20 protein-coding genes are annotated in these 21866 nt (G+C 48.6%); 8 read left to right on the top strand and 12 right to left on the bottom strand.

The annotated features are described in order from the left end of the window. Positions 1 to 129 precede the first annotated feature (129 nt). Positions 130 to 654, top strand: a complete 525-nt coding sequence (phaR, locus tag JYJ62_RS11625) for a polyhydroxyalkanoate synthesis repressor PhaR (protein ID WP_205342394.1) — start codon at positions 130 to 132, stop codon at positions 652 to 654. 240 nt (positions 655 to 894) lie between these two features. On the opposite strand, the gene phaP is transcribed toward phaR, so the two are convergent. Then, positions 895 to 1476, bottom strand: coding sequence for a TIGR01841 family phasin (phaP, locus tag JYJ62_RS11620; RefSeq protein ID WP_205342393.1), 582 nt, complete (start codon positions 1474 to 1476; stop codon positions 895 to 897). A 240-nt stretch (positions 1477 to 1716) separates the two neighbouring features. Here phaP and JYJ62_RS11615 point away from each other — a divergent pair, with 240 nt between their 5' ends. Continuing rightward, the gene (locus JYJ62_RS11615; protein ID WP_205342392.1) at positions 1717 to 4200 is read left to right on the top strand and encodes a DUF3141 domain-containing protein; all 2484 of its coding nucleotides are present in this window, start codon (positions 1717 to 1719) and stop codon (positions 4198 to 4200) included. Positions 4201 to 4318: 118 nt separating this feature from the next. On the opposite strand, the gene JYJ62_RS11610 is transcribed toward JYJ62_RS11615, so the two are convergent. The 3 genes from JYJ62_RS11610 to JYJ62_RS11600 all read right to left on the bottom strand — a co-directional run bounded on the left by JYJ62_RS11610 (position 4319) and on the right by JYJ62_RS11600 (position 6613). Further along, positions 4319 to 5338 carry a patatin-like phospholipase family protein gene (locus JYJ62_RS11610; RefSeq protein WP_205342391.1) on the bottom strand — a complete coding sequence of 340 codons (1020 nt, stop codon included), beginning with the start codon at positions 5336 to 5338 and terminating at the stop codon, positions 4319 to 4321. Positions 5339 to 5416: 78 nt separating this feature from the next. Continuing rightward, positions 5417 to 6202 carry a 3-hydroxybutyrate dehydrogenase gene (locus tag JYJ62_RS11605; protein WP_205342570.1) on the bottom strand — a complete coding sequence of 262 codons (786 nt, stop codon included), beginning with the start codon at positions 6200 to 6202 and terminating at the stop codon, positions 5417 to 5419. Between the two features lie 111 nt (positions 6203 to 6313). Continuing rightward, complete coding sequence (locus tag JYJ62_RS11600; RefSeq protein WP_205342390.1) at positions 6314 to 6613, bottom strand: hypothetical protein; 300 nt, start codon at positions 6611 to 6613, stop codon at positions 6314 to 6316. Between JYJ62_RS11600 and JYJ62_RS11595 the strand changes: the two genes are divergently transcribed. Beyond that, positions 6588 to 7874 carry a ferric reductase-like transmembrane domain-containing protein gene (locus JYJ62_RS11595; RefSeq protein WP_269751419.1) on the top strand — a complete coding sequence of 429 codons (1287 nt, stop codon included), beginning with the start codon at positions 6588 to 6590 and terminating at the stop codon, positions 7872 to 7874. The genes JYJ62_RS11600 and JYJ62_RS11595 overlap by 26 nt on opposite strands. A 95-nt stretch (positions 7875 to 7969) precedes the next feature. Here JYJ62_RS11595 and JYJ62_RS11590 read toward each other — a convergent pair whose 3' ends face one another. From JYJ62_RS11590 to JYJ62_RS11580, 3 genes are all read right to left on the bottom strand, one after another. Continuing rightward, positions 7970 to 10318, bottom strand: a complete 2349-nt coding sequence (locus JYJ62_RS11590; protein WP_205342388.1) for a heavy metal translocating P-type ATPase — start codon at positions 10316 to 10318, stop codon at positions 7970 to 7972. A 52-nt stretch (positions 10319 to 10370) separates the two neighbouring features. Next, entirely contained in the window at positions 10371 to 10853 is a 483-nt protein-coding gene (locus tag JYJ62_RS11585) for a c-type cytochrome (protein WP_205342387.1), read from the bottom strand. Positions 10854 to 10940: 87 nt separating this feature from the next. Continuing rightward, positions 10941 to 11447 carry a cupredoxin domain-containing protein gene (locus JYJ62_RS11580; RefSeq protein WP_232365776.1) on the bottom strand — a complete coding sequence of 169 codons (507 nt, stop codon included), beginning with the start codon at positions 11445 to 11447 and terminating at the stop codon, positions 10941 to 10943. 230 nt (positions 11448 to 11677) lie between these two features. Between JYJ62_RS11580 and JYJ62_RS11575 the strand changes: the two genes are divergently transcribed. Both JYJ62_RS11575 and JYJ62_RS11570 read left to right on the top strand, forming a co-directional pair. Next, the gene (locus JYJ62_RS11575; protein WP_205342386.1) at positions 11678 to 12361 is read left to right on the top strand and encodes a heavy metal response regulator transcription factor; all 684 of its coding nucleotides are present in this window, start codon (positions 11678 to 11680) and stop codon (positions 12359 to 12361) included. A gap of 3 nt (positions 12362 to 12364) precedes the next feature. After that, positions 12365 to 13780 (top strand): Cu(+)/Ag(+) sensor histidine kinase, encoded by a 1416-nt coding sequence (locus JYJ62_RS11570; RefSeq protein WP_205342385.1) that lies wholly within the window; start codon positions 12365 to 12367, stop codon positions 13778 to 13780. Between the two features lie 84 nt (positions 13781 to 13864). Here JYJ62_RS11570 and JYJ62_RS11565 read toward each other — a convergent pair whose 3' ends face one another. The 5 genes from JYJ62_RS11565 to JYJ62_RS11545 form a co-directional block, all read right to left on the bottom strand. Next, positions 13865 to 14494, bottom strand: coding sequence for a LysE family translocator (locus tag JYJ62_RS11565; RefSeq protein ID WP_205342384.1), 630 nt, complete (start codon positions 14492 to 14494; stop codon positions 13865 to 13867). 116 nt (positions 14495 to 14610) lie between these two features. Beyond that, positions 14611 to 16002, bottom strand: a complete 1392-nt coding sequence (locus JYJ62_RS11560) for a 4Fe-4S binding protein (protein WP_205342383.1) — start codon at positions 16000 to 16002, stop codon at positions 14611 to 14613. 8 nt (positions 16003 to 16010) lie between these two features. Beyond that, positions 16011 to 16880, bottom strand: coding sequence for an FTR1 family iron permease (locus JYJ62_RS11555; protein ID WP_205342382.1), 870 nt, complete (start codon positions 16878 to 16880; stop codon positions 16011 to 16013). A 3-nt stretch (positions 16881 to 16883) separates the two neighbouring features. Continuing rightward, positions 16884 to 17210 (bottom strand): cupredoxin domain-containing protein, encoded by a 327-nt coding sequence (locus JYJ62_RS11550; RefSeq protein WP_205342381.1) that lies wholly within the window; start codon positions 17208 to 17210, stop codon positions 16884 to 16886. 65 nt (positions 17211 to 17275) lie between these two features. Continuing rightward, the gene (locus JYJ62_RS11545; RefSeq protein WP_205342380.1) at positions 17276 to 17830 is read right to left on the bottom strand and encodes an iron transporter; all 555 of its coding nucleotides are present in this window, start codon (positions 17828 to 17830) and stop codon (positions 17276 to 17278) included. A gap of 253 nt (positions 17831 to 18083) precedes the next feature. On the opposite strand from JYJ62_RS11545, the gene JYJ62_RS11540 reads away from it, so the two are divergent. The 3 genes from JYJ62_RS11540 to JYJ62_RS11530 are packed head-to-tail and all read left to right on the top strand — an operon-like array spanning position 18084 to position 21866. Next, positions 18084 to 19538, top strand: coding sequence for a YfcC family protein (locus JYJ62_RS11540; RefSeq protein WP_205342379.1), 1455 nt, complete (start codon positions 18084 to 18086; stop codon positions 19536 to 19538). A 40-nt stretch (positions 19539 to 19578) separates the two neighbouring features. Then, on the top strand, positions 19579 to 20808 hold the full coding sequence (locus JYJ62_RS11535) for an arginine deiminase (protein WP_205342378.1): 1230 nt from the start codon (positions 19579 to 19581) through the stop codon (positions 20806 to 20808). A gap of 56 nt (positions 20809 to 20864) precedes the next feature. Then, entirely contained in the window at positions 20865 to 21866 is a 1002-nt protein-coding gene (locus JYJ62_RS11530; protein ID WP_205342377.1) for an ornithine carbamoyltransferase, read from the top strand.

The raw sequence follows: 21866 nt of genomic DNA, 5'->3' as shown, positions 1-21866 counted from the left end.
TGAGTTAAAGGTAATTAGCTTCTTTAAATGATGTATGTCGGTTATTGCTTGTCGGCCATGCAGGACGGCAGATGCGCCGATAGAGTAAGATAGTATGCTTATGCATGCTATCTGTGAGAATTTTTATCCATGTCAGACAACAATCATTCCCAGCCACGTTTAATCAAGAAGTATGCGAACCGTCGCATGTATGACACTTGTACTAGCACGCATGTGAATGTCAATGATATTCGTCAGTTAGTGATCGATAACGTTCTTTTTCAGGTTGTTGATGCCAAAAGTGGCGAAGACCTAACGCGAAGCATCCTTTTGCAAATTATTCAGGAGGCGGAGAATGACGGTGAGCCAATTTTCTCTAGCGATATGCTCCAAGGTATTATTCGATTTTATGGCCCACTGCAAGGTGTGCTCGGTAGTTACTTAGAGCAAAGTATTCAAACTGTGGTTGATCTGCAGACAAAAGCGAGTGTGCAGTCATCGCAAGCTTGGAGTGAGTTTATGCGTACGAAGACTCCAGTGACGAGCGATTTGATGAGCGATTACATGGAGCAGTCGAAAAAACTTTATCAGAGCACTCAGAGCTTGTTTGGTCTATTTGGTACGACTTCTTCACGCAAGTCAGAGGACGCTGATGTTAAAAAAGATGATGAATAGAGGTCACTTCAGATACTGACAGTGAGTATCCGTACAGCTGTGCGGGGTTTAGATTGAGACGATTATAGCGGACTGTTTCTGATGAGCTGCTGGGGGAGCGCAATGTCTGTGAGTTATATTGTTATCAATGGCTTGAGAGAGTGACTGTTTAATTAAAAAAGGGAGTAGCGATGCAGCGCTACTCCCTTTTTGTCGATCGGATCTGTTGAGCGAGATTTTCAATATCTCGCAGAAGAGATCTTACTTCTTTGCTGCAGCTTTAGGACTTTCAGTTGCGGCAGTTGCTGTGGCAGTTGCTTTACCTGCAGCAGATGCGGCAGCGGCAATACCTTCTTCAGCCATTTCAGAGGCTTGTTTAGCAGCCTTTTGAACGCTGTCATAGGTGCTGCCAACAGTTTCTAAAGCAGTTTTGAACATGGCAACAGCAGGCTCAGCACCGGCTGGTGCGTTTTTGCTGAGTGTTTCAATCAATTCCTGAGTTTGCTGACTGGTTGCATCAACCTGACTTTCAGCAAGCTTAGCAATGTCTGCTTGGGTCTTAGAGATCAGCTCGTATACTTCACGATTGAATTCCATTAAGCGCTCAGCTTGTGCTGCAGGCTGTGGTAAAGCTGTCTGCAAGCTAGCTAGATCCTTTGGATCAGTAATAGTTAGCATAGACTGTAAGCTTTCGAACTGCTCACCGCTTGCTGCACGCAGTGATTTAAGTTGCAGTTGGGTCAGCTGCTCAACGCTTTCAAAAACCCTGCTGCTGATTTGTTGTAGCATTTCCAGTTGAGCTTTCTGTGCGTTTTGGATTTTTTCTGAATTAAATAAAGACATATTCGTAGTTTCCTAATAGTTGTATTGCCGAGTTCGACTTAATGTGTTTGAGCTGTCAGATGCTCAGTCATGCTATTATGTTGCACTGCAAAAAGATTATTTGCAACTGTTTTTTTGTGCGCTGCACAAAGAAGTTTCTTTAGCTTGCCTGATCACGCTATAACAGTGAGTTGTCATGATGTTTTCAATTCATTGTTGGGTGAGGTAGAGATGAAAGAACCCCGCATGTAGGAGACACATATGAACGATAAAGGTTTTTTTACACAGGAGAAGGAGCGCTTTTCTTCTTTGCAAACGCTACTTAAACACTTGAGTCAGTTGCAGCGTTTGCAATTTGATAATCTCCTTACAGCCTCTGAGCAGCGTTATCAAACTATTCTCTCACCGCTGCGTGAAGGGCAGCTGCGCCAACCGAGTCCCTCTGAATGTTTAGAGTACTGGATAGACTTTTGCCAACGTAGCGTGCTGTATTGGGATGCACTGCGTCAGCGTGGTGATAATACGTTGGCCTATGAGCGTGCAGGCTATCCATTACTGCTGAAATTCCCCTATGAAACACTCATTGATGGGCGTGATTTGCCTCGTCCAGTTAACTATTCATTATTGAGAGTTATTCCTGAAACTGATCAGCTGAACGATAGGGAGCGTGCTCCCGTTATTGTTATTGATCCGCGGGGTGGGCATGGCGCTGGCATTGGTGGTTTTAAGCAAGATTCAGCGGTTGGCGAAAGCTTGCGAGCAGGGCACCCAACCTATTTTATCGCTTTTAGTCATTGGCCAGAGTCGGGTCAAACGTTGCATGACGTGGGTGCGGCGCAGGCTCGTTTTCTTGAGGAAGTGATTCATCGCCACCCCAATGCAGATAAGCCGATTGTGATTGGCAACTGTCAGGCCGGTTGGGCGCTGATGGGACTGGCGGCAGCGCGACCCGAGTTACCAGGGTTAGTGATCATTAACGGTGCGCCACTGTCGTACTGGTCTGGTGAAGAAGGACACAACCCGATGCGCTACTCGGGAGGCTTACTTGGCGGTGCTTGGATGACTCGATTAGCGAGCGATTTAGGCAATGGTCGTTTTGACGGTGCGTGGCTGGTAAGCAATTTTGAAGGCTTAAATCCAGCCAATACCTATTGGAATAAGTATTACAACCTGTTTAGCAATATCGATAGCGAAGTACCGCGATTTCTTGACTTTGAGCGCTGGTGGGGGAGTCCAACGCTACTCAATAGAGAGGAAATTGAGACGATTGTTGATGATCTTTTCATCGGTAATCGTCTAACCGGTGGCCTAGGAGCGCAGAGCAGTGAGGTCGATCTGAAGAAAATTGAGGCCCCTGTGGTGGTCTTTTGCTCCTATGGTGATGACATTACGCCTCCACAACAGGCGTTAAACTGGATTGCTGATATTTACCCGAGTGATCTTGCACTGCGAAAAGCGGGTCGTACTATTATTTACCTGAAACATGCCAGCGTGGGGCATTTGGGGATTTTTGTGTCTGGCGCTGTAGCGCGTCGCGAGCATCGCGAGCTGCTGGATGCGAGCGAAGCCATAGGGCTACTGGCACCCGGACTTTACGAAATGATTATTGAAGACATGCCTGCTACACATGAGTCCGAGTCAAACTATGAAGTCTATTTCGAGCCTCGGCGGATCGTTGATATTTTGAGCGATGACAATAGTGAGCGGGAAAGGGATGATGAGCGTGAGTTTGCCATGGTCGACCAAGTTTCACAGGTCAACAGTACGCTTTACGAGTGGTGTGTACGACCTTGGTTGATTCCAGCAATGAATGAGCAATCCGCTGAAATGATACGCAAGGCGCACCCGTTCCGCATGCAGCAGTATTTAGCCAGTAGCTTAAATCCAAGCTTTAGCGGATTGGCGGGTAGTGCGCCTCTAGTACGTGCTAATCGTCAGCTGGTTTCTCCTAATAACCCATTGTTAGCTTGGCAACAGAGCTTTTCTAATTTAGTTGAGGCGCAACTAAACGGTTTTCGTGATGTGCGTGACGCTTGGCAAGAGATGAAATTCCATGCTGTATACGGAGCTCTAGCAACGTTAACTGGCATGCAAAAACCTGATACCCAGCAGAGTGAGAGCCAGTTAGAGGATCAGAGCGTCACTGAACACTTGCGTCAATCGCTGACTGAGGGCGGTGGATTGCAAGCCTTGTCGAGAATCTTGCTATTGCTTGGTTATGAGAGTGGCAAGTTCAGTAAAGACCGTGTGCAGCAGCTTGCTGAGAAAAGCCGCAGTCTAATGCAAGAGTTCGACATGGATTTCAGCAATATTCGCGAGATTATCGACCAGCAAGGATTATTGGTTTTTGCTCTTCCTACAGAAAGTTTAGCAACTTTACCGCAACTGCTGGTTGATAATGAAAAGCGCAAAGTGTTACTCGATACAGTGATAGAGCTGGTACCTGAGCTATTGACGGCTGAGGGAACTGTTGGTGAATTGTGGCGCCAATTGCACCAGCTGTTTGATCAGCCCATACCTGCTTTTGTTCAGCCCATACCTGCTTTTGTTCAGCCGAAGGCGCCTGCCTCGTCAGTTGCTATCGATAAGACAGAGCCTGTGTTCCAGGTTAAGGACGCAGTAACTACGGCGCAGGTTAAAGAGGCTGTGAACAAGCCAGTACAGAAGTCCAAGAAACGCCAAAAAGCGCAAGCTAAGAAACAGCAGCTGTTAGCCTCGACACCTGAGGCAAAAAAAGACAAATAAGGGGAGCCAACTGTGCGCTGTGAGTTATAGCGCGCAGTACCTATTGCCCAGTACCTACTTTCGTCAGTTGTCTCAGTAGTGCTGGGCTTTTCTAGAGTTAAGAAAGGTTATGTCAGATTTACGACCAATGAATCTCATGTTCTAGATCGAGTGAGGATTCCACCCCTATGTTCTCATAGTGCTCATCCAAGAATTTCTTTGCAGCCTCACGCCCGATATCACGCAAGTGGGTTAAAAACGACCACTCAGAGTTCATCTTGCTGGAAGCTGACAGCGGATTTATTTTTTCCGTGGCTTCGATACGGTGCACTAAAATATTTGCATAATGATCTGCATCGAGTTTGTTTTCTTTAAGTAGACGATGCACGAACTCAATGCTACGCAGCTCTCTGAGTAATGACGAGTTAAAGGAAATTTCATTGATGCGGTTCTGTATTTCTCGTGCAGTTTTTGGTACTTCGAGACGCTCAATTGGGTTAACTTGAACAATGACGATATCCTGAGACTCTGTTGTTTGGAACAACGGGAACAGAGGCGGGTTACCGCTAAAACCACCATCCCAATAGGGTATACCATCCACTTCAACCGCTTGGTAAATGGTCGGCAAACACGCGGAGGCTAAAATCATATCTGCCGTTAGTTCGTGGCCTTCGAATACCTTAATCTTGCCCGAGCGCACGTTAGTGGCGGCAATAAATAACTCTATATCTTTGCATGCTCTGATTTTTTCAAAATCAATCGTGCTTTCAACCAGTTCACGTAGCGGGTTGAACTTGAACGGGTTAGTCTCATAAGGCGAGGCAACTCGGCTCATAAAGTCCATCATAGCGTAAGCTGGCGAGCCACTAATATCCCAGCTACCCGTCAAAATACCCAGGGGGCTGCGCTTAATAGGACTAAACATGGATAAATTTGATATCTTACACCAAAAGTTTTTAAGCGACTCGCGTGCGCCCTCAGCGCCGCCTTCCATAAAACCTTGAGTAAATACGACAGCGTTCATTGCGCCTGCGCTTGTGCCTGAAATACCCTGCACATTGATGCGCCCGTCTTCCATGAGGTAGTCAAGCACTCCCCAGGTGAACGCTCCATGTGAGCCGCCACCTTGCAATGCAAGGTTAATCGATTTTTTACTCATCGAGATTTTATCCTTTATATTTATAGGTCAGCTAAAACGCAGTATTTTCTAATAATAAAAACTGAGAGTTCAAAGCTATTATTGCGCAGTCCAGCCACCGTCAACAGGAAGTGTAGAGCCGGTAATGGATGCCGCATGATCGCTACAGAGAAATACAGCAACAGCAGCAACTTGCTCAACAGTGACAAATTTTTTCGTGGGTTGTGCTTTGAGCAATACATCTTGTATCACTTGCTCTTCGGTAATTCCGCGGGCCTTAGCTGTATCAGCCACTTGTTGCTCTACTAGTGGAGTCCAAACATAACCAGGCGCAATCGAGTTCACCGTAGTGCCGAACTCAGCAAGCTCTAAGCCAACAGTTTTCGTCAGACCAGCAATACCATGCTTGGCTGCAACGTAGGCAGACTTATAAGGTGAGGCGACTAAAGCGTGCGCCGAAGCGGTATTGATAATACGACCCCATCCACGTTTCTTCATGCCGGGGGTAACAGCTTTAATAGTATGGAAAGCTGATGTGAGGTTAATGGCGATGATGGCATCCCACTTCTCCTCAGGGAAATCCTCGATCGGCGAGACAAACTGGATACCAGCGTTGTTCACTAGAATATCGACAGAACCAAAAGTTTTGTCGGCTTCAGCGATCATCGCTATAATTTGCTCTGATTTAAGCATGTTGGCTGCGGAAAAGAGCACCTTGGTACCAAAATCATCTTCGATTGACTGTCTTACAGCTTCATTATCTTCTGCACTACCGAGGCCGTTAATCATTACATTAGCGCCTTGTTCAGCTAAACCACGGGCTATCGCTAAACCTATTCCTGAAGTAGAACCTGTTACTACCGCATTTTTATCTTTTAGCATTATCTATCCCCTGATAAAGTTTATACACTGCATCAATACTACAGTTGCAGCACTCTAGTACAGTCAATTAGACAGTGATTGCGTTTCTTGCCTTGGCTGAATCTGGCGAATCATCTAAATATTTTCTACTGAACTGCAATCCTGCGGGCGAATAAGTCCATCACCATCGTCAAGAATAAGAAGCCTTCTTGGCTGTGAATATAGATGATATTTCTCACCCGCCGCTGGTTCGGCGCGGCCACATTTGGTACCGAGCTCAGCAAGATCAAGGTGAATGTTGCGATAGCCATGACACGTTGCACTTTCAAGCCAGTAGATTAGTGGGCTATTAAGCTTGCTTTCAGATTCAATCAGTAAACTTGAAACAAACCCAATGTGAGTTTGTTTTATGCCTAATCTACGTACCAGTGTCATGCTTTTTATACTTGTGACGTTTCAGCTCAGTTTCTTGAGCCTAAGCCCGAGTTATGAGCAATTACTGACACTAAGTGGATACCTTGCCATTAATTTTATGTCCATTACCCTGCTGCTGGCCGCTCGGCCTCGTTGGCTGGAAATGCCATTGGGCGGTCTGGATAAAATGTATCAGCTGCATAAATGGACCGGTATTCTGGCCGTTACTGCGGCGCTGGCACATTGGCTGATAGAAATGGCCGATGATGCGCTTGAAGCTATATTTGGCAAGGATCGAAGCTTGCACGAAGCTGACTTCTCTGGACTGTTGGGCAGCCTGCAAGATGGCGCGGAAGACTTGGGTGAACCCGGCTTGTATCTGTTGCTGTTTCTGGTTGCGATTACCCTCACTCGCTGGGTGCCTTACGTGTATTGGCGTTACTTGCACCGAGTGATGCCACTGATTTATCTGGCACTAGTATCCCATGCGTTATTGTTGGCACCGCTAAAATGGTGGCAACAGCCCACCGGTTGGCTGATGGCGCTCTTGATGATGGGTGGGGTGATCGCCAGCGTGCAATCTCTGACGGGGAAAATCGGTAAGCGTCGCAGCTACAAGGGCTTGGTGCAGGCGGTTAAGCAGACATCCGCCAACATCACTGAAGTGGTGTGTAACATGGGCAAGCGCTGGCCTGGGCATCGAGCTGGACAATTTGCCCTGGTGACTTTTGATCGTTTCGAAGGCGCACATCCTTTTAGCTTGTCGAGTGCTGATAATGGCAGCGGGCAGCTCAGTTTTCAGATCAAGGCGCTGGGCGATTACACCCGTGCACTCCCGCAGCAACTGCACAATGGGCAGGCGGTGACGCTAGAAGGTCCTTATGGTCGTTTTAACCCCGAGAAAGGCAGAAAAAATGCCCAGCAGATCTGGGTGGCGGGCGGTATTGGCGTGACACCCTTTCTGGCTGCGCTGGAAAACCGTTTGATTAATAGCGAACAAGGAACTCCCGCATTGACACTGCATTACTGCACGGCTGGGGCCGCAGAAGATCCCATGCTGACTCGTCTAAAACACCTGACAGAGCAACTTACGGATATAACACTGCATATCCATGACAGTCAGCAGGGACAGCGTTTGAGCGCGAACCAGCTGCAGATCCATGGCCTTAAGGTCGATATTTGGTTTTGCGGGCCGCAAGGTCTGGCCACCGCTCTGCGCAGCGGGCTCAAGCAGCAGCGCATTTCCTTGCGCTTTCATCAAGAATGTTTTGAATTTCGCTAAAACTCAAGTCAGAGCCGTTACTGTTGTGTAATGGCTCTGACCTGTTTCTGCGGAGCGGGTATCTGACCTGAAAAACGCTAAAGAAAACTAGGTTCTTATCCTGATTTTCTCAGTCGTAGTGCGTTAAACACCACCGAAGCAGAGCTTAAGCTCATCGCCAGTGCGGCAAACATTGGCGAGAGTAATAGCCCCACAAACGGATAGAGAACGCCAGCAGCCAGAGGTATACCAAGAGCGTTATAAACGAAGGCAAAGCCCAGATTCTGTTTCATATTGGCCACGGTTAAATCTGAAAGGTGACGGGCAATGGAAATACCGCGTAAATCACCTTTGACTAGGGTGACCTGCGCACTACTCATTGCTACGTCGGTACCGGTTCCCATGGCAATGCCAACATCCGCTTTGGCCAGCGCTGGAGCGTCGTTGATGCCATCACCTGCCATAGCGACAATCCGGCCTTCTGCTTGCAGCTTGCTGACCAAATCAAGCTTGTCAGCGGGCTTAACGTCACCGTGTACCTCATCAATACCCAGTTGTTTAGCAACTGCTTTGGCGGTAGCGAGGCCGTCGCCGGTTGCCATAATCACGCGAATCCCTGCGGCTTTCAGATCGTTGACCGCTTCTGAAGTGCTTGACTTGATTGGATCTGATACCGCCAGCAAGCCAACTAATTGACCTTCGCTCGCCAAGTACATAACGCTAGCACCCTCGCTGCGCAGTGCATCTGCGCTAGTTGACAAGGTATCAATACTGATATTTTCTTGCTGCATTAAGGCCGTATTGCCTAAGACCAGCTTAGTTGTATCGACCATGCCACGCACACCGATGCCGCTGCCAGATTCAAAATCATTAACAGCGCTCAGAGTTAGACCGCGTTCACGTGCAGCATTGACAATGGCTTCTGCCAGTGGGTGTTCGCTGCCCTGATCAAGGCTTGCGGCGAGACGTAATACTTCATCGGCACTGCCACCTTCTACCGGCAGCGCTTTATTAAAAGTGGGTCGCCCCTCGGTTAGCGTTCCGGTTTTATCAACGATCAATGTGTCGACCTTGCGCAGGTTTTCAATGGCAGCAGCGTCACTAAACAAGACACCTTGGCTTGCGCCACGTCCTGTTGCCACCATAATCGACATCGGGGTGGCGAGACCAAGTGCGCAAGGGCAGGCGATAATTAATACCGAAACGGCATTAATAAGGCCATAGACCCAACTCGGTTGCGGACCCAAAAATCCCCAGACAAAAAATGTCAGTACCGCGATCAACACCACCGTCATCACAAAGTAGCCCGCGACCAGATCGGCCATACGCTGCATGGGTGCGCGCGAGCGTTGAGCTTGGGCGACAAGCTGTACAATTTGCGCCAATACCGTTGCCGAGCCGACTTTCTCCGCACGTATTATCAGTGCGCCGGAGGTATTCATGGTGGCGCCAATCACCTTATCACCAGGTCGTTTACTGACGGGCAAAGGTTCGCCAGTCAACATTGACTCATCAAGCGAGCTGGAGCCTTCTTCGACTACACCATCAACAGGTACTTTTTCGCCGGGACGTACGCGTAATTGATCGCCCTCATGAACATGCGTTAAAGGTATATCTTCCTCTGTGCCATCAGCATTAATCCGGCGGGCTGTCTTCGGGGCGAGGCCGAGCAATGCTTTGATCGCCGTTGAAGTTTGCGAGCGGGCGCGTAGCTCAAGCATTTGCCCGAATAATGTCAGCGAGATAATAACCACTGAGGCTTCAAAATAAACCGCAATCCGTCCCATCGACATAAAAGTCTCTGGGAACACACCAGGGGCAAGAGTTGCGACAACGCTGTAAATAAATGCAGCGCCTGTTCCTAGGCTGATCAGCGTCCACATATTGGGGCTGCGGTTCATGAGTGACTGCCAACCGCGGATGAAAAACGGCTGTCCAGCCCAAAGCACGACGGGCAGTGAAAAAACCAGCTCGATCCATGTTTGCGTGGTTATGTTGAACAAGCTAAGTTGATGGCCGAACATGGCGAGAGTGGCGACGATAAGCGTTAATGGTAGTGTCCACCAGAATCGTCGAGTGAAGTCTTTGAACTCTGAGTTATCGTCATCCTCCAAACTTGGCATCAGCGGCTCAAGCGCCATACCACATTTAGGACAGCTGCCTGGATGATCCTGCTGAATCTCGGGGTGCATTGGACAGGTGTAGCTCGTAGCAGATGCAAGCTCATTCAACGGTTGCTCAGCAGGTGTGCTTGGGTTGCTGTACTTCTCTGGATGCTCCTTAAATTTGCTGTGACATTTAGCGCTGCAAAAATAGTAAGCATGGCCTAGGTGTTGAAGATGGTGCGGCGAGTCTGCTGTTACCGTCATCCCGCAAACAGGATCCTTTAATTCAGTGGTTGCGGACAGAGAGGGCGCCGCCTGATGCTGCTGATGGTCATGAGGTTTTACGTTGTGCTCAGTCATGCTGTTTACATCCTATTTTAGAGGCAAATAGAAGAACAACATGCCCAAGACCTTACTCTTGTCGTTGGCTGATATCCTTCTGAGTCGCTAACACATGCTGTGGCCAAGAACTCTTAATATAAGCAAGAACCGCCCGGATGTCATGATTGCTTAGTAACTGGTTATAGGCTGGCATATCACTGACATAGCCATCTGGCGCTGTCACACCAGGCACTAAACCGTTTTTGGTAATATCAATTAAAACAGCATCGGCATGATGCCAGGTGTGCCCGCTCTGATCATGCGGTGGTGCGGGTAAGCGGCCATTGCTTTTGCGTATTCGCCAATCAGGCTGTCCCTCTAACTTGGCACCATGACAGGATGCGCAGTTTTTAGCATAGAGGTGTTTACCGCTGGCTACGAGCTGTTTATCGGATGGATTAATATAAGAGAGCTGTGACCGCTGCGACGATCCATAGATCAATACGCTGGCCCCAAGCAGCAAAACACCAAGCGCGCTGATGATTACCGCTGTTTTTTTTACCGATGCTGCCATCTTGATTATCCTCACTTACTTTTTACTCGCTTAAATATAGGGTGCAAGGTGGCGTTGCTCGGACGACACAGCTGTGTTTAATACAGCTTATTTAACATGTATCTTGCCCACCATGCCGGCTTCCGTATGACCTGGAATCAAACAGGCAAAATCCACTTTTGTGGCTTTGTCGAATTGCCAGATCAGCTCACCGTGTTGGCCAGCATCAAGGGTGATCATGTTAGGTTCTGAGTGCTGCATGTCGGGCGTTTTTAGCATCTCGGCAGCATGCGCCTTGAGTTCATCTAATGAGCCGATTACCATTTCATGAGGGATTTGGCCTGAGTTTATAATGCGAAAGCGTACGGTTTCGCCGGCTTTTACGTCGATTTTGTCCGGCGTAAAACGCATATTGTCATCCATACGCACTTCGATTGTGCGACTCACTTGCGCCACTTCACCGGGCTGACCATAAAAAGACGCAGCGTGCGACATCGTGCTCATGTCATGCTCTGGCATGCCGTGCGCATGGTGATCCCCTGCGTGTTGGCCTGCAGCGAGGACTAAGGTGGAGAGGGTACTTAAAATAAGTATTGATAATGTTTTTTTGATCATGACTACCTCGGCAACAGTAAAATAAATGGCCGTGCATACTGCACTTCAATTGATAGAGCCACTTTAACCCAGCGTTACTGTCGGTCAGATGACACGAACATTACAGTTTTGTAATGAATAGGTCATGATCACGACAGTACAACTCGGTTAGAGTGGTTTTATCCTGCTCGGACAAGGCAGGCTAATGATCTCTCATGGACATAAATAGAACGAATTCGCGGGGCGCACCTATGAAACTGCTAGTGGTTGAAGATGAGCTGAAAACAGGTGAGTATCTACGCCAAGGCTTGTCGGAGTCAGGTTTTGTCGTGGATCTGGCCCACACTGGACTCGACGGACACCACCTCGCGCTGACAGAGCACTATGATCTGATTATCTTGGATGTGATGCTGCCAGATGTTGATGGTTGGCGTATTGTGCAAGCGCTGCGCGAAGCGAAAGCGACGACACCGGTATTGTTCTTGACCGCACGCGATAGCGTCGAAGACCGCGTAAAGGGTTTGGAGCTCGGTGCTGATGATTATTTGATTAAACCGTTTGCTTTCTCAGAATTGCTGGCACGTGTGCGGACGTTACTGCGCCGGGGTAGCACGCCTGTTTTGCATGACCAGTTACAGGTTGCCGATCTTGTTTTGGATCTTCCGCGACGGCGCGCCCAACGGCACGCTGTGCGCATTAATCTGACCAATAAAGAATTTACCCTGTTGGAGTTGTTGGTGCGTCGCCAAGGTGAGGTGTTGCCACGGTCTTTAATTGCATCGCAGGTTTGGGATATGAATTTTGATAGCGATACTAATGTTATCGATGTGGCGATTCGGCGTCTGCGTGCCAAAATTGATGATGACTTTGAGCCCAAGCTTATTCATACGGTGCGTGGCATGGGTTATATGCTTGACGTCAGTAGTGAGGCTTGACGGGTGACACCTCGCCCTGCATCGCTAGTACTGCGCCTAACTCTATCCATCGGTGCGGTCATCATTCTGGTGCTTCTGAGCGTTGGCTGGATAATCGAGCGTTCGATTGATACCCATTTTATCCAACAGGATGTTGATGAGCTGAATGCGCTGGTGCAGGCTGTTACCCAGTCACTTGCCGAGCCATTGCCAGGCGCTACAACTGCCGAGATTAAACGTCGATTGGCGGGTGCGATTTCTGGACATCACAATGCTCAGTTTCAGCTATCCGACTCTAACGGAAAAGTGATTTACGCGACGGTTACTACAGGTCTTGATGGCTTTACGCGACTGACTCCTTCGGCAGATACAATCAATATTGGTAGGGTAAAAATGTGGCAGGACAAGGGGCAGACCTACCGAGGTGCTGCTGTGCAATTAATGCCAGCGGGCGTTCTGGATGACAAGCCCTTAACCTTAGCGGTTGCGACAGATATTGGTTTTCATCTGCACTACCTTGACAGTTTTCGTACTTACTTACAGCTGATTACCTTGGCCGCTTGCTTGGTTGCTATTTTGGCAACATGGTTTGCGGTTTATCAAGGTCATGCACCTCTGCGTCGTATCAGTGCAGAAATCCGTCGAATTAAATCCGATCGACTGTCTATTCGATTGGCACCGAACACGGTTCCGGTCGAATTAACCGAACTCGCCGTATCATTTAACGACATGCTCGATCGAATCGAAGAAGGTTTTCAGCGTCTGTCAAATTTTTCTGCTGATATCGCCCACGAGTTGCGTACCCCGATAACTAATCTGCGCACGCAAACTGAAGTGGCTCTGTCGCAACCGCGTGATGCCGAGCAGTATCAAGAAATCTTGTATTCGAATTTGGAAGAATATGAGCGTATGGCCAAAATGGTCGGCGATATGCTGTTTTTGGCTCAGGCCGATAATAATCAGTTGCAAGCGGAGCGGATTGAAGTCAACGTGCGCACTGAAGTGCAGATGCTCTTTGATTACTTCGAGGCGTGGGCTGAGGAGCGCTCCGTCTCCTTGCTGTGTCAAGGTCCAGTCGTGTATGTTCAGGGCGATAGACTGATGATTCGCCGCGCACTGAGTAATCTTTTATCCAATGCCATACGTTATACTTCAGCCGGGCAGGCAGTCACAGTGAGTCTAGTGATGAACAACGACGCTACAGTGATAATTCGAGTTGAAAACCCTGGATTAACCATCAATCCTAAGCATCTACCGAAATTATTTGATCGCTTTTATCGGGCCGATCCTTCACGCCAACGTAAAGGCGATGGGGCCGGTTTAGGCTTAGCCATTGTGAAGTCGATCATTGCTGCACATGGCGGCACGATTACGGCAAAAAGCGCGGCTGAGAAAATGATTTTTGAGATCCAGCTTCCCCGCGTGTCCATCGACTCATAAAAGCAATGATGAGTGTGTGCTGCAACCTAATACCAAGGACATGAGCTGAGCAGCTACAGCGTTTCAGCTACCTGCAGGCGGGGGTTAGTTTATTTTCGTACTCAAGACTTTTAGCCCCAGCAATACCATTGCTCCGCCAAATAGACGGTCAATCCAATGCCCCAGCTTTTTAAACTGAGCATTAATTGCGGGTTGAGATAAAAACATAACCACCAATGAAAACCAAAAAAACTGCACCAGCATGATCCAGATGCCATAAATGGCCAATTGATACAAAGGCATGTCAGGTGAAAGCACAACCGTGAACAGAGCAACAAAATAAATTGGCGCTTTAGGGTTAAGAACATTGCACCAAAAACCCATGCTTATCGTTTTCATCCATGATTCACGACTCGCGATACGCGACTCAGCATCTGCTGCGTTTTGAGGTTTTGAGCGCAACCCTTTGTAGCCCAAGTACAGCAGGTAGGTCCCACCTAGTATTTTGATAATCCATAATCCGCTTGTAGAGTTGGCAATAATCGCGGCCAGCCCAAATGATGAATAGATGATATGAATCGATAAGCCAAGCGCAATACCAAGGCTGCACAAGAAACCGCTCTTTTTACCTCTCGCCAACGTTTGTTGTGTGACCAGCACAAAATCTGGTCCTGGTGATGCTGCCGCCAAAAGATGTATCAACGTAATTAAAACGATGCCATGCAATAAATCCATTTATATCCCCCTTGTTATTTATATATACCTACTAGGTAAGCCAGTGAATACTTTGACTGTACAACTCTATAATGATGTTTTTCGCAGTGCTTGCGCTTGAGTTGTGTGCAAGCACTTTACCACCACCAGAACATCAGTCCCCAGGCGCTATTGACCACTGCCAGAGCCGCTAAAACAGCAGTGAAGGACAGCACTAAACGCCAGCCAGACGTCCACAATTGTAAGATCCTAAAGCCCAACCAAGCGACTGCCAGACTGGCGATCACCAGTAGCAGCAAGCGCACATCGTTGGCCCACCAAGTATTGATGCCTTCGTGTTTAATTAACGACAAAGTGGTCGCTGATAAACCCAGAAACACCCCAGCCCCAGCAATCGGAATAAAGGCTTGGGCAAGATGGTAAAGACGCTGGCGACTAACCGGTCCAGCAATGGCGGTGGCAGCAGTTAAACAAGCCAGCAGCGCTGTGCCCATTAGCGCTGCAGTGCCGAGAATATAAGTGAGAATGCACAAGCCATCCAACCAAGAAAAGACATCATTATTTTCAGGATAGTGGGTTAGCAAAAACCAAGGCGCATTGTTGTCGAGGATCCACCAGATATCATGGTCGATAAAAAACTCAGCCAAGCTCAGTTTGTATTGGATAAACCATGGGCTCATGCTCCAGTGAAAGGCGCCGATCGCGATGCCGAGTAAGCCATACAGAATTAAAGCCATTTGCCAAAAGGTTGCTTGGCTGGCGCCGAGGCGTACTACTTCATCGGTCGGTGAGCGAAAGCTCAAATCAATCGCATTGTGATGACCGCTGCAACGTCCGCACATATGGCAACCACTGCTGCCTTGCATGCTGCGTAAGGGTTGCAAAGGCGCGCAATTGACTTGTACGACTTTGATCAGGTTATCTTTCTCGTACTGGCGATTCTCATCCCAAGCGAATTTGTCGACTTTGTAATACACCGGCGCCAATTTCGACAGTAAAGCAAACACGCCGTTAACCGGGCACAGGTAGTTGCACCACGCGCGTTTGTTTTTCGCGTATAAAAAGCCCACTACTATCGCTGCGACGGTGGAGCCGCCGAGTACCAGCAGTACCGCCCAAGGGTATTGATAGACACTGACCAACTGCCCGTAAATAGTAGTCAAAGCAAACGCGGTAAACGGCCAGCCGCCCCAACGCATCCATTTTGGAATCGGCCGGCCTAAGCCTCTATTCGAGGCCCATTCAGTTAGCGCGCCTTCTGGACACATTACCCCGCACCAAAAACGTCCCAAGAACACCATCGATAGCAGTACAAACGGCCACCAAATACCCCAGAAGCAAAACTGCGCAAACACCGTGAGGTTGTTAAGTAGGCGTGCGTCGTTATCCGGTACCGGATAGAAGCAGGGGATGATGATCAGCGCGGCATAGAACAGCACAATGAACCACTGAATGGCTAAAATAACTTTGCGGTGATCGCGTAACCAATAACCGGCATAGGCGATATAGCGAGAGCTTTTACTTTGCATGCTGAGCCTTACACATAGTGTTGTGTCTGTGGTTTTGCAGTGCTATCCATGCGCGGTTTGATCACTTTAAATAATAGATAAACAGCCAGCCAATACAGGGCAAAGCTGAGCACGCTAAACCAGGCGGGCATGGCGCGATAAGCAAATAAGGACGCTAGTAAACTGCCGAGTGGACTGGAATCATCCAGTAGCGCAGAAATATCCCACGCCGGGTCGAGCAAGAAGTCTGGTATGTTCCAGTCATAATTAAGGCTGAACTCAAACGCGCCTTCCATGCCTTTAAGAAACAGCGATGCGCCGAGGAATAATAAAATAGCGCTGGTGACTTTGAAAAACACCGGCCAAGCCAACCAGCGTTGGCTGGCTTGAAAGATATAGAAGGTGATAAAAGCCAAGACTAAACCCAGCACACAGGTCAGTATAAACGGCAGCAGAGTCGCGCTGGTTAAGCTGAAAATCGTGCTGGATAAAAATACTACAATTTCACTGCCTTCGCGCGCAATTGCAATCGCAGTAATAAAAGTCACGCCGAGCCAGTTGGCTTGACTGACCTGCTGGCTAAGGCCGTTTTCCAGATGCTGTCTAAGATGGCGGCCGTGTTGGTTCATCCAATACACCATCTGTACTATTAGTACGGCGGCCAGCAGCTGCATGGCAATTAAAAATAAATCATAGCTGTCGCCCGATAGAAGGCTGGATAAACCGTAAATACTCGCGGCTAAAAAGACCGCCATCAGACTGCCCAATAACACGCCGAATAACAGGTAACGCTTGCCTTGTTGTCCTTCCGGGAAGCTGCTTAACCAGGCATATAAAATACCAATGACCAGCAACGCCTCCATTGCCTCACGCCAGACGACAAATAATGTTTGAGCCATAATTTACTCTGCGATAACCAATCCGCGGGGATGATCTAGATGAAAATCGTCAAAAAAGCTGTATTGCCCTGGGCGTAAGCGGGCGATGACCACCACTGATTTAGCGCCAGGCGCGAGAACTTTTTCTTTGCGCAGTTGTGTGCTTTCAAATTCGGCAGGACTGCTACCGCTGTTGTGGACTTCAATACGAATACGCGTATTAGCGGGCACGGTTAGCGTGTTGGGAATCAACTCGCCGTCTTTCATTTCCAGTTGTACAGTAAATGCTTCTGCCGCGCTGACGCTGGAACTCAGCAGTGCAGTCAGTAAAGCAACGCCAAGATAACGCATCAGGGTCTCCTTGAAATATGCCAGCAAGACGACATCAAACACCTTGCTGGCAGCGCACAGTAAGATTAATAGCCGCCTTTTTTACCAATACCGGCGTAGACAAAATCCCAAGAAACAGTAAAGGTCTGCCACCATTCGGCAACGCCGGTTTCTTTATCAATGTGGCGGCCAAAATCTACTTTTGGATTTTCTGATGGCGGTGAAATGGTGTAGGTGACGCGGTATTTACCTGGACCTTGCATTTTAACGTTCTCACCGTAGTGGGTACCGTCGTTGGCAACCATCGGCATAAAGCTGCCTTCTTGTACTGGGCTTTTGCCATCGAGTTTTTGCAGTTGATAGCTGATGCTTAAATAGGGTATCCAGTCGCCTTCGGCAAAACCATTGCGGTTGTTTTCGGTCGCGTGGATATCAGCTTCAAGGTGCAGGTCGGCGTCAACCGCTGGAAGATGATGAGTGTGGCCACTGCCGTTATCCATGGTCACTGGTTGTAAATAGACACCAGCGATTTCCATACCGTTTTTTAACACGGGCTGACCGACGGGATACTCTTTAGCAAAGGCTTGACTGGTACAGAAGGCGACAGAACAGGCAAGAGCAAGATGGCTAATTTTTAACATGCAATAGTCCTTGTTTGAGCGAGAGAAGATGACGGTAAAACTGTGCAGAAAAGCCTAAACCTATCGTTAATGAGAATCAATTCTATCTGTGTGAAATATTTTCCACTTGAGAATGATTTACATGCTTGATCTTCACGCGGACAAAATTTTCGATAAAGACTTGCGATAATCCCGATAAAAATTGACCAAGATCAATGAAAGATCGTTGGGCTGGGCTAGCCTGTGACTAAAGTCTCATTAAGGAGTACACGACATGGCTAGTCAGAAAGAACAACCAGACGAGCAAAACATTGAGCAAACATTAAGTTCTCGCTTTCCCACCGCGTATACCATTCTCTTTTTACTGATTATTTTGGTTGCTGCCTTAACCTGGATTATTCCAGCAGGTAAGTACGATCGTGTCATGAGTGATGAGGTTGGACGCGAGGTGGCGGTGCCTGGCACCTATCAGATTGTTGAGGCTAAGCCGCAAGGATTTGTCGATGTCATGCTGGCACCCACTGCCGGATTTTATAATCCTGACAGTTATGTCGCGAATGCCGTAGATGTGGCTTTATTTGTGTTGTTTCTCGGTGGTTTCCTCGGGGTGATGAATGCCACTGGCGCGATTGATACCGGGATTCGTAGCGCCATGCGGCGGCTGGAGGGGCGAGAGTTATGGATGATTCCAATCCTGATGACGCTGTTTGCTTTCGGCGGCACGACGTACGGGATGGCCGAGGAAACCCTCGCGTTTTATGCCATTTTGATTCCGGTGATTATTTCCGCGGGCTATGACGCCGTCACTGGGGTGGCGATTGTGATGGTTGGTGCCGGTATCGGTGTCTTGGGTTCAACCATTAATCCTTTTGCCACAGTGATTGCGGCGAATGCGGCGAGTATCCCATTTACCGATGGCTTAGGTTTGCGTTTGCTGCTGTTGATTGGTGGCTTGATCATCTGCGCTGTCTATGTGATGCGTTACGCCAAGCGAGTTAAAGATGATCCGACACGATCAGTCGTAGCGAAACAATGGCAGGCACACCGTGATTACTTCTTACAAGAACACGATGAGGCTGCGGAAAAGTCGGCCCTGACCGGCGTACAAAGCATCGCCTTAGTTATTTTTGCGCTGACCTTTATGGTGATGATCTGGGGTGTGTCATCACAAGATTGGTGGATGGCGCAAATGGGCGGCTTATTTATGGGTTCAGCCATTGTGATTGGTCTGATCGCGCGTCTGGGTGAGAAAAGGCTGACAGAAAGCTTTGTTGATGGTGCGCGCGACTTACTTGGCGTTGCCTTGGTGGTCGGTTTAGCCCGCGGCATTGTGGTGATTATGGAGCAGGGCATGATTGCCGACAGCATTTTGCACAGCGCGGAAACCACCTTGGGCGGTTTGCCCGAGCTGGCGTTTATTAACCTGATGTTTTGGATTGAAGTGGGCATGAGTTTCTTTGTGCCGTCGTCATCCGGTTTAGCGGTACTGTCGATGCCAATTCTGGCGCCTTTAGCAGACTTTGCCCATGTTGATCGTGCGCTGGTGGTGACTGCATTCCAGTCGGCTAATGGCTTAGTCAACTTGGTGAATCCAACCTTTGCCGTGGTACTGGGTGGTTTGGCGATTGGCCGCGTGTCGTATGACCGCTGGCTGGTATTTATTTGGCCACTGCTATTGATTTTGACGGTGTTTATTAGCGTAGTGATCAGCATCGGTGCGTTGTTGTAATTGTCTCAATTGGTGTTTTTTCTTGTTTAAGGAATGAATAATGTCTGAATTAACTTTAGGTGTGCACTCTGAAACCGGTACGTTACGTCAGGTGATTGTTTGCCGCCCGGGGCTGGCGCATTGTCGTTTAACCCCTTCAAATTGTGATGCGTTATTATTTGATGATGTGTTTTGGGTCAAGCAAGCACAAAAAGACCATGATGTGTTTGTCAGTGTCATGCAGGCGCGCGGTATTGAAGTCTTAGATATCCATGACTTACTGGCGCAAACCTTAGAGATCGCTGCGGCGCGTCAATGGGTACTCGATCAGCGTATTACTTGGAATGAAATTGGCGTCGGCATGATTTCTGAGTTGCGCGCCTGGATGGATGAGTTACCGGCGACACAATTGGCTGAGTATTTAATTGGCGGGCTGGAAGTCGGTGATCTGCCGTTTAACCCGGTGAGTTTATTTGGTAATCACCTTGGTCGTTATGGTTTTGTTTTGCCACCGCTGCCCAACTTCTTATTTACCCGTGATAACAGTGCTTGGATTTATGGCGGTGTCACTCTCAATCCTATGTATTGGACGGCACGCAAGCCGGAAACATTGCTCACCGCTGCTGTGTATAAGTTTCACCCGACGTTTGCCGGCAAAGTTGACGTGCTGTGGGGTGATCCCTTGCAAAACTTTGGTTTAGCCACCTTAGAGGGTGGCGATATTATGCCGATCGGCAATCGTACGGTTCTCGTTGGTATGGGCGAGCGCAGTTCACCGCAAGCGGTTGGGCAGCTGGCGCGAGCCTTGTTTGCCAAGGACAGTGTGGATCGGGTGATTGCCTGTCAAATGCCTAAATCTCGCGCGGCGATGCACCTTGATACGGTGTTTACCTTCTGTGGTGATAATATTGTCACCGCATTTACTGAGGTCGCCGATGAAATGATTTGCTATGATCTGCGCCCGGATGCGAGCGGCAGGTCGCATGTCTTCAGCCAAGACTCGCGACATATGTTTGATGTGGTAGCTGAAGTTTTAGGCTATGCGGCGTTAGAAGTGGTGGCCACCGGTGGTGATCATCCCGCTGAACGCGAGCGCGAACAGTGGAATGATGGCAATAACGTCTTGGCGTTGAGCCCTGGTGTAGTGATTGGTTATGATCGTAATGATGATACCAATGCCGCATTAGCCGCTGCAGGTATTGAAGTACTGTCGATTCCGGGCGCTGAATTGGGACGCGGACGTGGTGGTGGACGCTGCATGAGCTGTCCAACCGTGCGTGATCCTGTTTAATATTTAATTTTTTTGCTGCAATTTATTTACCCCGCTGCTAACTAAGGAGCAGATGCATGGCTTTTAACCTTAAAAATCGTAACTTGTTAACGTTGCGCGATTACACGCCTCAAGAAATCGAATTTTTACTAAAGTTATCTGCTGATCTTAAAGCAGCTAAGTATGCAGGCAACGAGCAGCAGTGCCTGCAAGGTAAAAACATTGCGTTGATTTTCGAGAAAGACTCCACGCGGACGCGTATCAGTTTTGAAGTGGCGGCCTACGATCAAGGCGCGCGCGTGACCTATTTAGGCCCAAGTGGCACTCATATCGGCCATAAAGAGTCGGTTAAGGATACTGCGCGCGTTTTGGGTCGCGTTTATGATGCGATTGAGTACCGTGGCTTTGGTCAAGAGATTGTCAATGAGCTGGCTGAGTATGCCGGAGTGCCGGTTTACAATGGCTTGACCGATGAGTTTCACCCGACGCAAATCTTGGCTGACTTTCTGACGATGCAAGAGCACAGCGACAAGCCTTTGCATGAAATAGCCTATGTATTTATTGGTGATGCGTCCAATAACATGGGCGACAGCTTGTTGATTGGTGGTGCACAAATGGGCATGGATGTGCGTCTGTGTGCCCCCCAAGCCTGCTGGCCGGCACAGTGGATCCAGGATGAGGCGCGCGCGATTGCTGAGCAAACTGGTGCGCGGATTATGCTGACAGATGATCTTGATGCGGCAGTAAAGGCTGTGGATTTTGTCTATACCGATGTCTGGGTGTCGATGGGTGAGCCACAGGAAAAGTGGGCGGAGCGCATTGAGCTGTTAATGCCTTACCAAGTGAATGCCGAGTTGATGGCAAAAGCTGGTAATCCTCGGGTGAAGTTTATGCATTGTCTTCCAGCCTTTCATAATACCGATACGACTGTGGGTAAAGAGATGCAAGAAGCCTTTGGCATTGATGCCATGGAAGTCACCGAAGAGGTGTTTGAGAGCCCGGCATCGATTGTGTTTGATCAAGCCGAAAACCGTATGCACACCATCAAAGCAGTGTTGGTCGCAACTTTAGGACGTTAA

The sequence above is a fragment of the Denitrificimonas caeni genome, assembly GCF_905120345.1.
Taxonomy (GTDB): domain Bacteria; phylum Pseudomonadota; class Gammaproteobacteria; order Pseudomonadales; family Pseudomonadaceae; genus Denitrificimonas; species Denitrificimonas caeni_A.
This window is presented reverse-complemented; position numbering and strand designations above follow the sequence as displayed.

What these genes read in the sequence shown, in the direction of transcription:
- phaR (WP_205342394.1), top strand. Translation starts at nt 130, where the DNA reads ATGTCAGACAACAATCATTCCCAGCCACGTTTAATCAAGAAGTATGCG.
- phaP (WP_205342393.1), bottom strand. Translation starts at nt 1,476, where the DNA reads ATGTCTTTATTTAATTCAGAAAAAATCCAAAACGCACAGAAAGCTCAA.
- JYJ62_RS11615 (WP_205342392.1), top strand. Translation starts at nt 1,717, where the DNA reads ATGAACGATAAAGGTTTTTTTACACAGGAGAAGGAGCGCTTTTCTTCT.
- JYJ62_RS11610 (WP_205342391.1), bottom strand. Translation starts at nt 5,338, where the DNA reads ATGAGTAAAAAATCGATTAACCTTGCATTGCAAGGTGGCGGCTCACAT.
- JYJ62_RS11595 (WP_269751419.1), top strand. Translation starts at nt 6,588, where the DNA reads ATGCCTAATCTACGTACCAGTGTCATGCTTTTTATACTTGTGACGTTT.
- JYJ62_RS11600 (WP_205342390.1), bottom strand. Translation starts at nt 6,613, where the DNA reads ATGACACTGGTACGTAGATTAGGCATAAAACAAACTCACATTGGGTTT.
- JYJ62_RS11590 (WP_205342388.1), bottom strand. Translation starts at nt 10,318, where the DNA reads ATGACTGAGCACAACGTAAAACCTCATGACCATCAGCAGCATCAGGCG.
- JYJ62_RS11585 (WP_205342387.1), bottom strand. Translation starts at nt 10,853, where the DNA reads ATGGCAGCATCGGTAAAAAAAACAGCGGTAATCATCAGCGCGCTTGGT.
- JYJ62_RS11580 (WP_232365776.1), bottom strand. Translation starts at nt 11,447, where the DNA reads ATGATCAAAAAAACATTATCAATACTTATTTTAAGTACCCTCTCCACC.
- JYJ62_RS11575 (WP_205342386.1), top strand. Translation starts at nt 11,678, where the DNA reads ATGAAACTGCTAGTGGTTGAAGATGAGCTGAAAACAGGTGAGTATCTA.
- JYJ62_RS11565 (WP_205342384.1), bottom strand. Translation starts at nt 14,494, where the DNA reads ATGGATTTATTGCATGGCATCGTTTTAATTACGTTGATACATCTTTTG.
- JYJ62_RS11560 (WP_205342383.1), bottom strand. Translation starts at nt 16,002, where the DNA reads ATGCAAAGTAAAAGCTCTCGCTATATCGCCTATGCCGGTTATTGGTTA.
- JYJ62_RS11555 (WP_205342382.1), bottom strand. Translation starts at nt 16,880, where the DNA reads ATGGCTCAAACATTATTTGTCGTCTGGCGTGAGGCAATGGAGGCGTTG.
- JYJ62_RS11550 (WP_205342381.1), bottom strand. Translation starts at nt 17,210, where the DNA reads ATGCGTTATCTTGGCGTTGCTTTACTGACTGCACTGCTGAGTTCCAGC.
- JYJ62_RS11545 (WP_205342380.1), bottom strand. Translation starts at nt 17,830, where the DNA reads ATGTTAAAAATTAGCCATCTTGCTCTTGCCTGTTCTGTCGCCTTCTGT.
- JYJ62_RS11540 (WP_205342379.1), top strand. Translation starts at nt 18,084, where the DNA reads ATGGCTAGTCAGAAAGAACAACCAGACGAGCAAAACATTGAGCAAACA.
- JYJ62_RS11535 (WP_205342378.1), top strand. Translation starts at nt 19,579, where the DNA reads ATGTCTGAATTAACTTTAGGTGTGCACTCTGAAACCGGTACGTTACGT.
- JYJ62_RS11530 (WP_205342377.1), top strand. Translation starts at nt 20,865, where the DNA reads ATGGCTTTTAACCTTAAAAATCGTAACTTGTTAACGTTGCGCGATTAC.